At 50.3% G+C, this 13,710-nt stretch carries 13 protein-coding genes and 1 pseudogene; 7 read left to right on the forward strand and 7 right to left on the reverse strand.

What is annotated here, in order from left to right; genetic code table 11:
- Positions 1-568: 568 nt before the first annotated feature.
- The 4 genes from SK35_RS14360 to SK35_RS14375 form a co-directional block, all read right to left on the reverse strand.
- Positions 569-1,423, reverse strand: coding sequence for an aldo/keto reductase (locus SK35_RS14360; protein WP_048214369.1), 855 nt, complete (start codon positions 1,421-1,423; stop codon positions 569-571).
- A 179-nt stretch (positions 1,424-1,602) separates the two neighbouring features.
- Complete coding sequence (locus SK35_RS14365) at positions 1,603-1,953, reverse strand: hypothetical protein (protein WP_048214370.1); 351 nt, start codon at positions 1,951-1,953, stop codon at positions 1,603-1,605.
- 10 nt (positions 1,954-1,963) lie between these two features.
- Complete coding sequence (locus tag SK35_RS14370) at positions 1,964-2,206, reverse strand: hypothetical protein (protein WP_048214371.1); 243 nt, start codon at positions 2,204-2,206, stop codon at positions 1,964-1,966.
- 571 nt (positions 2,207-2,777) lie between these two features.
- On the reverse strand, positions 2,778-3,524 hold the full coding sequence (locus tag SK35_RS14375) for a MipA/OmpV family protein (RefSeq protein ID WP_048214372.1): 747 nt from the start codon (positions 3,522-3,524) through the stop codon (positions 2,778-2,780).
- Between the two features lie 433 nt (positions 3,525-3,957).
- On the opposite strand from SK35_RS14375, the gene yeaG reads away from it, so the two are divergent.
- The 5 genes from yeaG (at position 3,958) to SK35_RS14400 (ending at position 10,074) form a co-directional block, all read left to right on the forward strand.
- On the forward strand, positions 3,958-5,892 hold the full coding sequence (yeaG, locus tag SK35_RS14380) for a protein kinase YeaG (protein ID WP_003030707.1): 1,935 nt from the start codon (positions 3,958-3,960) through the stop codon (positions 5,890-5,892).
- Between the two features lie 121 nt (positions 5,893-6,013).
- On the forward strand, positions 6,014-7,297 hold the full coding sequence (locus SK35_RS14385; protein WP_048214373.1) for a YeaH/YhbH family protein: 1,284 nt from the start codon (positions 6,014-6,016) through the stop codon (positions 7,295-7,297).
- Positions 7,298-7,451: 154 nt separating this feature from the next.
- A complete protein-coding gene (gene dgcJ / locus SK35_RS14390) occupies positions 7,452-8,942 on the forward strand; it encodes a diguanylate cyclase DgcJ (protein ID WP_048214374.1) in 1,491 nt (496 codons plus the stop codon).
- Between the two features lie 44 nt (positions 8,943-8,986).
- Entirely contained in the window at positions 8,987-9,490 is a 504-nt protein-coding gene (locus SK35_RS14395; RefSeq protein ID WP_032943105.1) for a YbaK/prolyl-tRNA synthetase associated domain-containing protein, read from the forward strand.
- A 137-nt stretch (positions 9,491-9,627) separates the two neighbouring features.
- Complete coding sequence (locus SK35_RS14400) at positions 9,628-10,074, forward strand: DUF441 domain-containing protein (RefSeq protein WP_003832453.1); 447 nt, start codon at positions 9,628-9,630, stop codon at positions 10,072-10,074.
- Here the strand turns inward: SK35_RS14400 and SK35_RS14405 are convergent.
- Positions 10,051-10,849: pseudogene (locus tag SK35_RS14405) on the reverse strand (AraC family transcriptional regulator). The gene SK35_RS14400 and the pseudogene SK35_RS14405 sit on opposite strands and share 24 nt — an antisense overlap.
- Before the next feature lie 99 nt (positions 10,850-10,948).
- Between SK35_RS14405 and SK35_RS14410 the strand changes: the two are divergent.
- On the forward strand, positions 10,949-12,136 hold the full coding sequence (locus tag SK35_RS14410) for a CynX/NimT family MFS transporter (protein WP_048214376.1): 1,188 nt from the start codon (positions 10,949-10,951) through the stop codon (positions 12,134-12,136).
- Positions 12,137-12,173: 37 nt separating this feature from the next.
- Here the strand turns inward: SK35_RS14410 and SK35_RS14415 are convergent, their stop codons facing one another.
- The gene (locus SK35_RS14415) at positions 12,174-12,881 is read right to left on the reverse strand and encodes a CTP synthase C-terminal region-related (seleno)protein (RefSeq protein ID WP_048214377.1); all 708 of its coding nucleotides are present in this window, start codon (positions 12,879-12,881) and stop codon (positions 12,174-12,176) included.
- Between the two features lie 198 nt (positions 12,882-13,079).
- On the opposite strand from SK35_RS14415, the gene SK35_RS14420 reads away from it, so the two are divergent.
- Positions 13,080-13,427, forward strand: a complete 348-nt coding sequence (locus SK35_RS14420; RefSeq protein WP_008784512.1) for a DUF488 domain-containing protein — start codon at positions 13,080-13,082, stop codon at positions 13,425-13,427.
- Between the two features lie 7 nt (positions 13,428-13,434).
- Here SK35_RS14420 and SK35_RS14425 read toward each other — a convergent pair whose 3' ends face one another.
- The gene (locus SK35_RS14425) at positions 13,435-13,683 is read right to left on the reverse strand and encodes a putative hemolysin (protein ID WP_048214378.1); all 249 of its coding nucleotides are present in this window, start codon (positions 13,681-13,683) and stop codon (positions 13,435-13,437) included.
- Between the last annotated feature and the right edge of the window lie 27 nt (positions 13,684-13,710).

Below are 13,710 nucleotides of genomic sequence, written 5' to 3' on the forward strand. Positions count from 1 at the left end.
CCATCAGGCAATTCCGCGCACCGTGCCGGATGCGGCTGACGCCTTATCCGGCCTACAAACTACATACAGCCGTAGGTCTGATAAGCGCTGCGCCATCAGGCAGTTCCGCGCACCATGCCGGATGCAGCTGACGCCTTATCCGGCCTACAAACTACATACAGCCGCAGGCCTGATAAGCACAGCGCATCAGGCAGTTCCACGCACCATGCCGGATGCGGCTAACGCCTTATCCGGCCGACAAACTACATACAGCCGTAGGCCTGATAAGCACAGCGCATCAGGCAGTTCCGCGCACCATGCCGGATGCGGCTGACGCCTTATCCGGCCTACAAACTACATACAGCCGTAGGTCTGATAAGCGCTGCGCCATCAGGCAGTTCCGCGCACCATGCCGGATGCGGCTAATGCCTTATCCGGCCTACAAACTACACGCAGCCGCAGGCCTGATAAGCTCAGCGCATCAGGCAGTTCCGCGCACGATGCCGGATGCGGCTAATGCCTTATCCGGCCTACAAACTACACGCAACCGTAGGCCTGATAAGCTGCGGGAACATCGGCATTTGGCAAATCAGGCCATATCCAGCGCGGTTTTACCTTTTGGCGCCGGATACGCCTTATCTAACTGCTTCAACTCATCTACAGAGAGCGTTATCTCCAGCGCGGCGGCATTTTGTTCGACATGCGCTACGCTTGCGGCTTTCGGAATGGCTATTACACCCGACTGATGAATCACCCATGCCAGCAAAATCTGCGCAGCGCTAACATTGTGCGCGTGCGCGATGTCATTCACCACAGAGTTAGAAAGCAAATCGCCACGCAGTCGTCCCGCCTGGGCCAGCGGACTGTATGCCATGACCGGCATCTGCTGCTGCTGGCACCACGGCAGTAAATCATATTCAATACCGCGCGAGGCTAAATGATAAAGCACCTGGTTAGTCGCACACTCTCGTCCACCGGGTACCTGCCATAACGCCTGCATATCATCATAATCGAGATTTGAGACGCCCCAACGGCGGATTTTCCCCTGCGCAATCAGTGTTTCCATGGCATCGATGGTCTCTGCAAATGAAAAATCGCCCATCCAGTGCAGCAAATAGAGATCCAGATAATCAGTTTTCAGTCGACGCAGGCTCGCTTCGCAGGCGGCAATGGCGTTCTGTCCACCAGCATTCCATGGGTAAACTTTCGAGACTAAAAAAGCGCTATCACGCCGTCCCGTTAATGCTTCACCCACCACCTCTTCCGCTGCACCATCAGCGTACATTTCTGCGGTATCAATCAATCGCAGGCCGAGATCCAGTCCGGCCTGCAGCGCAGACACTTCATCCCGGCGTCGGCTTGGATCCTCGCCCATGTACCATGTTCCCTGCCCAATAGCAGGAAGCGATACCTGGTTTGTAAACGTCACCTGTTTCGCTGTCATCGCACCCTCCTGTGTTAATGCACCACAGTAAAGCAAAACAACGTGCATGTGTCCTGTTAGGGTGCACAAATTGCACCATCATGGATTGGCGTGTCGCCCGTTAATGCGATTAAAGTAAAAGGCCCAGGCTCTGATGCAGTCCCGGGCCGAAATAATGAATAATTATAGCTGTACAGCGCTTATTTCAACCGACCTAAATATTTACCTTCTTTCATGGCGTTAATTTTTCCATTTTTATAGACGATGACGGAAATCAAACCCGCACTGTAGGATTGTGCATCCGCATTGTTTTCATCGTTTGCCGCAGGCTTGCCATTAATATAAGCAATGCCATCAGCACCACGTTTAAAGTCCACGCCCAGTTTATTCACATGCACGGGTGTGGTTTTGCTGGCGTGTACCGGGGCATTAGCATCGCTGACCTGAGTTTTGTGTTCATGCTGTAATTGCTGACGATATGCTTCGCTGATAGCATAAGCAGGCGCAGCAGATGAAGCCACCAGCGCAGCGATAATAATCAATTTCTTCATGAGTTAAACCTTAGTATTTATCGTGTTTGTGGTGATGGTCGGAATGGGTGCCATCAGAGCTATACAGATTTTGCGCGTTTTCCAGGGCCTGTTTTTCAGCCGCGGCATTGATTGTCGCCTGACGGTTTTGTTCGGCGATGTAGCAGGCATCGCGGCTGATCCCTTTACTTTCGCATGCACTCATGCGTGAAGCCTCGCTGGTGCATCCAGCCAGGATCCCGCCCATCACAGCTATCATGATTAACTTTTTCATTATTTATACCAGGTTTTACTCAAGATATCCCCATGGCATATTTAAGGCCTTACCACGAGAGTTGCTATCACTACTTTTAAAGTTTAATGAATATCGGCAATAGGATATTTAATGTCAATTTTAATTTTTTCAGACAAATACCTAAAGAATGTAAAATAAAAACAAATGATTAATTTTTATTTTTTTCACCTGAAAGTTAACATTCAAAATAAGCCAAAATAGTTATCAGTTATCTTTACGCCACTTGAAAATAAATAGCTCGCGCATCGTGACACAATAAAACACAGTATTATCAATAAATTATGACCCCAGAAAACGACAGCCCAGAATAATAAATCATTAAGGCATGGCGATATTACCTCATGCAAAAAAGAATAGATACCAGGCTAGTAAAATGAGAGGTTTATTTTTCGTAACAGCGACAGGAATAATACGTTAAAATTTCGTTGTAGCCTGACAGAATGTCAAATCAGCACAAAAGATGAAATCTCATGTTTTAGATCAATATTCATATCAGTAGCGCACAAAAAAGCCCGCACTGATGCGGGCTAGTGTTTGATGCGCAGTAGCATCAGAACTTGTATGTTACACCCACCGAGAAGATGCCAGACCAGGACTTATCGACCATCGGGCTGTCTTTCACTTCATCACTCAAACGCACATAACGGCCAGTGCCGTATACGTTCCAGTTGCCAAGGAAGTTATAGCTCGCGGTCAACTCCAGATACGGATCCCATCCATCGTCAGCGTTGTAGCTTTTCAGACCACTGCGGCGAGACTCGTGATTGGACACGCCATAATAATAGTCGTTGTAGTTTTCGCTGCTGTACTGCACACCGATACCCGGTGTCAGAGTCAGCCCACCATTGGTGTAACGGTAGAGCCAGGCCAGATCCCAGATAAAGCCGTTGCTGTTATCCAGAGTATCGCCCGCCAGTGCAGTACGCAGGAAACCATACTGGGTGTTATGTACATACGAGAGGCCAGCCATCAAGCTGCTTTTACGCTTGTCGAGTTGGCGCAAAGCATGGCTATCGCTATCACCTGGCTTGAAGTGTGTCGGATCATAGTACGCCATGATGGAAAGCTTATCTGTCGTGTCATTCCACAAATAGTAACCGCCACCCAAGCCGTGGAACCACACATTATCGCCTTCATAGGTGACAACCGGAACAGGGTAAACATCGCGGTCATACTGTTTGTATGGGCTGTTAATCACGCCGACACCCGCGCCAACAGTCCACTGGCTTTCCGCCTGTGTGGTGCTAACTGCGGTTGCGGCAAGGACGCCAAGTGCCAGAAGTTTGAGTTTGGTCACAATCCATAATTCCTTATTCAAATGTGTAGCGGTCAAAGTGTAACCGCCAATACGCTTCAGCCCAACTATTTTACGTATTCGCCCCAGAATGTAACCCCCTAATTTCTCAGCGAGTGATGACATTTTGCTTGCAGGACGATGAACACTGCATGAATCCCGCTCCAATTCTTTACATAAGATGTGCTTTTTTTGCTGATGAGTTATTGATATGCCATTGAAATTCATTTGCGCACACAGGCAAGTTTTGCAAATGCCATCTACGCTTAATTTTAGAAGGTGTATCACCGAATACGTTGATCTCCTGACCACTAAAATGGCATGAGAGTTGCTTATTTTTTCAGCAGCGACGTCGTTCAGTTTACCTCTTCAGGGGCCTCTACTATTCATATGAACGGCTCTTAACATGTGCTAAAAAACGAAAGGACGGCATACCATGAATATATTCGATCACTATCGCCAGCGTTATGAAGCTGCCAAGGACGAAGAGTTCACGCTGCAGGAGTTTCTTACCACTTGTCGGCAAGATCGCAGTGCTTATGCCAACGCGGCAGAGCGGCTATTAATGGCTATTGGTGAGCCTGTCATGGTCGACACTGCCCACGAACCTCGACTATCTCGACTCTTTTCGAATCGGGTAATTGCACGCTATCCCGCCTTTGAAGAGTTTTACGGCATGGAAGACGCCATTGAGCAAATTGTTTCTTATTTGAAACATGCGGCTCAGGGTCTGGAAGAGAAGAAGCAGATTCTGTATCTGCTGGGGCCTGTGGGAGGGGGGAAATCATCTCTTGCTGAGCGGCTGAAGTCGCTGATGCAGAGAGTACCGATTTATGTCCTGAGTGCCAATGGCGAACGTAGCCCGGTCAACGATCATCCGTTATGCCTGTTTAATCCGCAGGAAGACGCGCAGATCCTGGAAAAAGAGTATGGGATCCCGCGTCGCTATCTCGGTACGATCATGTCGCCCTGGGCTGCGAAACGTCTGCACGATTTTGGCGGGGACATTACAAAATTCCGCGTCGTCAAAGTCTGGCCGTCTATTCTGGAGCAGATCGCAATCGCCAAAACGGAGCCTGGTGATGAAAACAACCAGGATATTTCTGCGCTGGTCGGGAAAGTGGATATTCGTAAACTCGAACACCACGCCCAGAACGATCCTGATGCCTACGGTTATTCGGGGGCACTGTGCCGCTCAAACCAGGGGATTATGGAGTTCGTTGAGATGTTTAAAGCACCGATTAAAGTGCTGCATCCTCTGCTGACCGCCACCCAGGAAGGAAACTACAACGGGACAGAAGGTATCTCTGCCCTGCCGTTTAACGGGATTATTCTTGCCCACTCGAACGAGTCCGAATGGGTAACGTTCCGTAATAACAAAAACAATGAGGCGTTCCTTGACCGTGTTTACATCGTCAAAGTGCCTTATTGCCTGCGTATCTCTGAAGAGATCAAAATTTACGAAAAACTGCTTAACCACAGTGAGCTGACCCATGCGCCTTGCGCACCGGGCACACTGGAAACGCTCTCTCGTTTCACTATTCTTTCTCGCCTGAAAGAACCTGAGAACTCGAGCATTTACTCGAAGATGCGCGTTTACGATGGCGAAAGCCTGAAAGATACCGATCCGAAAGCGAAATCCTATCAGGAGTATCGGGATTACGCCGGGGTTGATGAGGGAATGAACGGTCTGTCCACGCGTTTCGCGTTTAAGATCCTCTCTCGCGTCTTTAACTTTGACCATGCCGAAGTGGCTGCTAACCCGGTACATCTGTTTTACGTACTGGAGCAGCAAATCGAACGTGAACAGTTCCCGCAGGAGCAAGCTGAGCGTTATCTTGAGTTCCTGAAAGGCTATTTGATCCCGAAATATGCTGAATTCATCGGCAAAGAGATCCAGACGGCTTATCTCGAATCCTATTCCGAATACGGACAGAACATTTTCGACCGTTATGTCACTTATGCGGATTTCTGGATTCAGGATCAGGAGTATCGCGACCCGGATACCGGTCAGCTGTTTGACCGCGAGTCGCTGAACTCAGAACTGGAGAAAATTGAGAAACCGGCGGGTATCAGTAACCCGAAAGATTTCCGTAACGAGATCGTCAACTTTGTTCTGCGTGCCAGAGCGAATAACAGCGGTCGCAATCCAAACTGGACCAGTTACGAAAAACTGCGCACGGTTATTGAGAAGAAAATGTTCTCCAATACCGAGGAGCTGCTGCCGGTCATTTCGTTCAATGCTAAAACCTCGACTGACGAGCAGAAAAAACACGACGATTTCGTCGACCGTATGATGGAAAAAGGCTACACGCGTAAACAGGTGCGTTTACTGTGCGAATGGTATTTGCGCGTACGTAAATCGTCTTAACACAAGTGCTCGGTGGCGCATGCGCTTACCGGGCTTGCAAAACAATGTTCCGTAGGCCGGATAGCGCCAGCGCCATCCGGCACTTACAGACATGGCGAACAGTTGGCAGTACGGGGGGCTTATGACCTGGTTTATTGACCGGCGTCTTAACGGCAAAAACAAGAGCACGGTAAACCGCCAGCGCTTCTTACGCCGTTATAAATCGCAAATTAAACAGTCGATCTCCGAGGCCATTAACAAGCGTTCGGTGACTGATGTGGATAGCGGCGAATCTGTCTCTATTCCGACTGATGATATTAGCGAACCAATGTTTCATCAGGGACGTGGTGGCCTGCGCCATCGCGTGCATCCGGGTAATGACCATTTTGTGCAGAATGACCGCATTGAACGCCCACAGGGCGGCGGTGGCGGTTCAGGAAGCGGACAAGGCCAGGCCAGCCAGGATGGTGAGGGTCAGGATGAGTTCGTCTTTCAGATCTCTAAAGATGAATATCTCGATCTGTTGTTCGAAGATTTAGCACTTCCTAACCTGAAGCAGAATCAGCAGCGTCAGCTAACGGAGTACAAAACGCACCGGGCAGGTTTTACCTCTAACGGTGTGCCTGCCAACATCAGCGTGGTGCGATCCCTGCAAAACTCACTGGCGCGCCGCACGGCGATGACAGCGGGTAAGCGTCGCGAACTGCATGCTCTCGAAGCGGATCTGGAAACCATCGCGAAAAGCGAACCAGCACAGTTGCTGGAAGAGGAACGGTTACGCAAAGAGATTGCCGAACTACGGGCAAAAATCGAACGCGTGCCATTTATCGACACCTTTGATTTACGCTACAAGAATTATGAAAAACGCCCCGACCCTTCCAGCCAGGCGGTGATGTTCTGCCTGATGGACGTCTCTGGTTCAATGGATCAGTCGACCAAAGATATGGCTAAACGTTTTTATATCCTGCTGTATCTGTTCTTAAGCCGGACCTATAAGAACGTGGAGGTGGTTTATATTCGCCACCATACCCAGGCGAAAGAAGTGGATGAGCACGAGTTCTTCTACTCTCAGGAAACCGGGGGAACCATTGTCTCCAGTGCGCTGAAGTTAATGGATGAAGTGGTGAAAGAGCGCTACAACCCTGCCCAGTGGAACATCTATGCTGCACAGGCATCGGACGGTGATAACTGGGCTGATGATTCACCGCTGTGTCATGAGATTTTGGCGAAAAAGCTGCTGCCAGTGGTCCGCTATTACAGCTATATCGAAATCACTCGCCGTGCTCACCAAACCTTATGGCGTGAATACGAACATCTGCAATCAACCTTTGATAACTTTGCGATGCAACATATTCGCGACCAGGATGATATTTACCCGGTATTCCGCGAACTGTTTCATAAGCAAAGTACCACCAGCAATAATTAAGCGACCACTTTCGGCCGAGGCTTCGGCTTCGGCTGATTACATTACCCTGTATCATGATCGTGACATTTTGCAATGGTTTATCCCGCCGCTTCGTTAGAGCGAATGTGGAGCATGTGGTAAAATCGCATCTCTAACCTATGGGCTGTAATTCATTATGAAGTTGCATCATAAAGCGCTCAGGCTCTTTATCTCAGTCAGCGTTATTGTTTTGACATCTTCTTTTTTGGTTTATGAACTGATTGCCAGTGATAAGGCAATGAATGCCTATATGCGCTATATCAATGAGAAAGCCGACTCCTCCTTTCTCTATGATAAGTACACCAATCAGAGTATTGCAGCCCATCTGATGCGCACCTTTTCATCCCCTAAGGAACCCGCATCTGTCGAACAACAAAAAGCGTTCTGCGATGCTTTCGATAGCGTTAACGGTACACATGGGCTCAATCTCACAACGCATAATTACCTGCCATTACACGGTACGCTTCAGACCACCTCAACCAAATGTAGCGGGCAACTCGAAGACGTATTCCTGTTACCCTCTTTTGACCGGGCGGTGAACGTCAATCGCCTGCAAAAAGATTACGGTCAGGGATTAGGAACGCTGGAGTATAAATTTCGCTACTACGTCGATCTCAAGAATAACTACGTCTATTTTTATAATCTGATCGACTCACGGAAATTTGCGATACACAACTGGACATTTTTGCAAAAAGGCTCGCTGGGCATCGATCAGAATGATATTGACGGTATTTTCACCGGCCGCACGGTGATTTCCAGCATTTATGAGGATAACCTGACCGAGAAAAAGGTGATGAGCTTTTTAACCCCGGTCTACTATGCCGGTAAGCTAAAAGGCGTGGTGATGGTGGACATCAACAAAGAGAATTTAAAGAATATTTTCTATACCAGCGATCGTCCTCTGGTCTGGCGCTATCTTAACGTGACGCTCTCTGATATCAGCTCAGGTAAAGAGATCCACGTTCACCAAAGTGAGACCAATCTATTCCGCTACGTTCACTATGAGAAGGACATACCTGGCGGTATACATATCACCCTCTCACTTGATGTTATGTACTTTATTGTCTCGTCCTGGAAGATATTCGCCTTCTATCTACTGGCAACGATATTGCTGCTGAATATGGTTAGAACGCATTTTCGCTTGTATCACAACGTCACACGGGAAAACGTCAGTGATGCGATGACAGGGCTCTACAACCGTAAAATTTTAACGCCAGCGCTTGAGCAGCGTTTGCAACAGTTGGTGAACACGGGAACGCTCGTGACCTTTATCGCCATTGATTGCGACAAACTAAAAGTTATTAATGATACGTTGGGGCATAAGGAAGGCGATCGCATTATCACCCTCCTGGCCAAAGCTATTCAAACGTCCATTCGCAAAAGTGACTATGCCATCCGCCTCGGTGGCGATGAGTTTTGCATTATCCTCATCGATCACCCCAGTGAATTAACGCCCCGCCTGCTGGAGAGGATTCGCTATAACTTACAAATTATTGCGCAAGATAGATCAATCAGCTTCTCTGTCGGGATTTATAATATGCAGCCAAACGACACCATTGATGATGCCTATAAAGCATCTGATGCACAGCTCTACCTGAACAAACAGAAAAAACGCACCGATGCGTAATTATTTTTCTGACAGGATTTTCATTGTTGTACCAGGAGTAAGTCATGACGGAAGTAAACAAAGGTAACGCAACGCACCAGCGTTTAATCTCCCTGTTGTCAGAACACGGTGCGACCTACCGCGTAGTCAGCCATGAAGCCGTAGGCAAATGTGAAGCTGTCTCTGAAATTCGCGGTACCGCACTGGGTCAGGGTGCAAAAGCGCTGGTCTGCAAAGTAAAAGGCAACGGCGTCAATCAGCATGTTCTGGCGATCCTCTCTGCCGATCAGCAGGCCGACCTGAGCCTGTTGGCCAGCCATATTGGCGGGTTGAGAGCGTCACTTGCCAGCCCGGCGGAGGTAGATGAACTGACTGGCTGCGTATTTGGTGCTATCCCACCGTTTAGTTTTCATCCGAACCTCAAGCTGGTCGCCGACCCGCTGTTGTTTGAGCGTTTTAATGAAATTGCGTTCAATGCCGGAATGCTGGAAAAATCCGTGATCATGGATACCGCAGATTACCTGCGCATCGCGCAACCAGAATTAATCCCGTTCCGCAGAGAACAATAACTGCACAAGTTAGCAGTAAAAAACATCGCTTCGTGCATTAGCCCAAAAAAATCATAATCATTAAAAAAAGCCTGTTCCGTCACGCATTTACGCGTACAGTAAGCAGGCTTATTTTTTCTTTTGGCAAGGAAACTACGATGTTTGATGTCACTCTGCTGATCCTGCTCGGACTGGCAGCTCTGGGCTTTGTCAGCCACAACACCACTGTCGCTGTTTCAATTCTGGTGCTGATCATAGTCCGCGTTACCCCACTGAATACCTTCTTTCCCTGGATTGAAAAACAGGGCCTGACCGTCGGGATTATAATTCTGACCATTGGCGTCATGGCGCCGATCGCCAGCGGAACACTACCGCCCTCCACGCTCATCCACTCCTTTGTGAACTGGAAATCACTGGTTGCTATTGCCGTTGGGGTATTTGTCTCCTGGCTTGGCGGACGCGGCGTTACGCTAATGGGCAGCCAGCCTCAGCTTGTTGCTGGTTTACTGGTGGGCACGGTACTGGGCGTGGCGCTGTTTCGTGGTGTTCCAGTGGGGCCGCTTATTGCGGCAGGTCTGGTCTCATTGATTGTTGGGAAGCAGTAGCCAGCCCGTTCAGATAACGGCCTGGTGTCTGTCCCAGGCCTTTTTTGAACATAGTGATAAATGCCGTGGTCGAATCGTACCCGAGCATTTGCGCGACCTGTTGTACATTGCGACCATCAATTAACGCCTGCAGCGCCAGAATCAGCTGGAGCTGGTGACGCCAGCGGCGAAAACTCAACCCCGTTTCTTTGACGACCAGGCGAGCAAGGTTACGTTCACTCATCGCAAATACGCTGGCCCATTGTCCCAACGTCTGCCATTGTGCAGGCTCTCTCGCCATCGTTGCGACCATTCTGCGAATTTTCGGGTGATCGGAAACCGGTAACTGCATTTGCTCCTGGGGTTGCTGCGGCAGTTCATCAAACAACACTTGCGTCAGCCGATGGGTTGCCGGCTCCAGCCGTTGGGCATCCGTTTTAGATGCCAGCGCCAGAATAAGCTCCCGGCACAACGGAGCAATTTTCAGCGTGCAGCAACGATCGGGCATCACGACGGCCTGCGGCTCAATAAACAAAAAGCACAATTGCGCGCCAACGGTAACGTGGTTGCTGTGTGGAATTTCACCGGGGATCCACACCGCATATTGCGGGGGCACCATCCACATAGCATTCTCAACCTCACAGGTGATCGCGCCATGCAATGCCAGAATCAACTGGCCTTTACGGTGCTGATGCAACGGACTGAAAAGTTCATCTTCCCGGGCCTGAATACAAAACGCCACCGCCGCATCGTGGTGAAGATCGGGTTCGTATCCATCCAGCCTCAGTCCTAACATAAAAATGTCCGATTTAAGCGATAAACTGTCATTTTAGCTTGATTCATCCATTGAGTAAAAACGCTAAGGTATCGCCTCGCCTGACTATATGAGAAAAAAATGACAAATACACCTTCCTCCCGTGGCAAGAGCGCAGCATTGCTGATCGCGGGGATCCTGATGATTGCCACCACATTGCGCGTCACCTTTACCGGTGCAGCCCCGTTACTGGATGCAATTCGCGCCGACTACGGTCTGAGTACCGCCCAGACGGGGCTTCTGACCACGCTGCCACTGCTGGCTTTCGCACTGGTTTCACCTCTGGCTGCTGCCGTTGCGCGCCGTTGGGGTATCGAACGCAGCCTGTTTGTCGCTATGCTACTCATTTGCGCGGGTATTGTGATACGTTCGCTGCCCTCACCAGGGTTCCTTTTTAGCGGCACCGCGATCATTGGTTGCGGAATCGCCTTGGGAAATGTGCTTTTACCCGGACTGATTAAGCGTGATTTTGCTCAGCATGTGGCGAAACTCACTGGCGCATACTCGCTGACCATGGGCGCGGCAGCGGCACTGGGTTCCGCCATTGTGGTACCACTGGCGTTGAACGGGTTTGGCTGGCGCGGTGCGCTGATGGTACTGATGGCCTTTCCGCTACTGGCACTGATTATCTGGTTACCCCAATGCCGCCAGACGGCCAATGCCAGCTTGAGCAACTCGCGCGCTCTGCATTCCCGCGCGATCTGGCGCTCCAGCCTCGCCTGGCAGGTGACGCTGTTTCTGGGGATCAATTCGCTTATCTACTACGTCATCATCGGCTGGCTGCCCGCCATTTTGATCAGTCACGGCTACAGCGAGGCGCAGGCCGGTTCGCTGCATGGTTTACTGCAGCTGGCGACCGCCGCGCCGGGGTTATTGATTCCTCTCGTCCTGAACAGATTTAAGGATCAGCGCGCCATCGCCGCTCTGGTTTCATTAATGTGCGCCGTCGGCGCGGCGGGATTCGCCATAATGCCCGACCAGGCATTGCTATGGACCATCCTGTTTGGCTTTGGCTCAGGCGCGACGATGATCCTCGGCTTGACCTTTATTGGCCTGCGCGCAAGCTCAGCGCATCAGGCTGCTGCCCTCTCCGGCATGGCACAGTCTGTCGGATATTTACTGGCGGCCTGCGGACCACCACTGATGGGGAAAATTCACGACCTCAACGATAGCTGGCTGATTCCATTAGCGGGTGTCGCCGTGTTAGCGATGCTGATGGCGGTATTTGGTCTGTGCGCGGGGCGTAATCGGGAGATCGCGAGCGCATAATGCACAGGGCAGGTCCGTGGACAACCTGCCCGTTTTTTTATCCGCGCGCGGCGCGCAGCATCGCCTGGACTAACGGCACGGGTTTACCCGCCAGCGCGCCACGTTCATGCTGAAAGAGTGTGCCAACATAAAATGGATGCGTCACCAGCTCAATGGCACGAATATCACCAGCCTCATCCCAACCGGTCACCCGAAGATCGCCGCTTTCAAGCTCGGCGGCAAAATCCTCCGATACGCCATAGTTGCAGTGATATCCCTCGGTGATAACATCCCGCCCGTAGGCTTTGGCAATCAGCGTATTGGCCCGCAGCTCAATATCATCCGTTTTTTCTACCAGCGAGCAGGTCAATGGTGCTATCACCATCCGACCCGTGGTGTCAGTCTCGGCGTGGGCGGCGTCGCGCCAACCCAGCACGTTGCGGGCGTACTCCAGAATTGCATGTTGAAAGCCGCCGCAGGTACCCAGGAATGGGATGCTGTTTTCACGCGCGTAGCGTATCGCTATCAGCGCCCCTTCAAGATGGCGATATGGACTGCCTGGAACGACCCAGATGGCATCATAGCCAATCAAGTCCTCACTGCTGTTGATATCAGAAGTAGTTAGCCAGTCATAATCAGCCACCAATTCCAGGACGGCGGCAGCATCATCGATAGCAAGGGGAATAGCCTGGTGCGCCACAATATCGGGGCTGTAATCGCCCACCAGCGCAATGCGAAGCGTATCTTTAATTGGGGAAATTTCCATTAAGCTTTCCTTGTGTCCTGACAATAAGGGACAGCATAAGGAGCCTCAGCCTACCGACTTTTTAGTGGTATCACAATCCCTTAAATTGGGAGTCAGGGTGGGCAAAATGCTATAATGGTCACGTTTTACGATCTTATTTAACCATAATAAAATCGATGAGCAATACCTGAGCGGTAGCTGAAAGGAGCGGATGAAGAGATGAAGATTCAGTGTAAACGTGTGTATGACCCGGCAGAAAAAAGCGATGGTTATCGCGTGTTAGTCGACCGGTTGTGGCCACGCGGGATAAAAAAGACTGACCTTGCTTTCAACGAATGGAATAAAACGCTGACGCCATCTTCTGAATTGCGCAAAGCATTCCACGCAGAACTGATCGATTTTTCACACTTTTCCGAGCAATATCGCGCAGAGCTGGCCCAACAGCAGCAGGAAGGAAAGCGCCTCGCAGAGATTGCCCAGCAGCAAACCTTAACGCTACTGTATGCGGCGAAGAATACCCAGCAAAACCACGCGCTGGTGCTCGCTGAGTGGCTACGTCAATGCTGACCGCGTATTACTTGGCCGTTGCCGGATGATCTCTACGCCAGAGTGACCATTCATCAATCACTTCCCCGTTGGGTAGTTTGCAGTCAGACTTAACACCTTGCGGAGTCTGCACCGCAATCAACGAGCCGCCCTTTTGTTCGCAATACACCGATGCTGGATTCGCCATGCCAACTTTCGGTGGCACAGGCGCTTCCGGTTCCGTGGTACACCCCGCCAGCACCAGCAAGCCGGGCAAAACAATAGATGCCAGTTTCATATTTACTCCTGTTAAAAACCTTATCCT

This window comes from Citrobacter sp. MGH105 (assembly GCF_001037485.2).
GTDB classification, from domain to species: Bacteria; Pseudomonadota; Gammaproteobacteria; order Enterobacterales; family Enterobacteriaceae; genus Citrobacter; species Citrobacter portucalensis.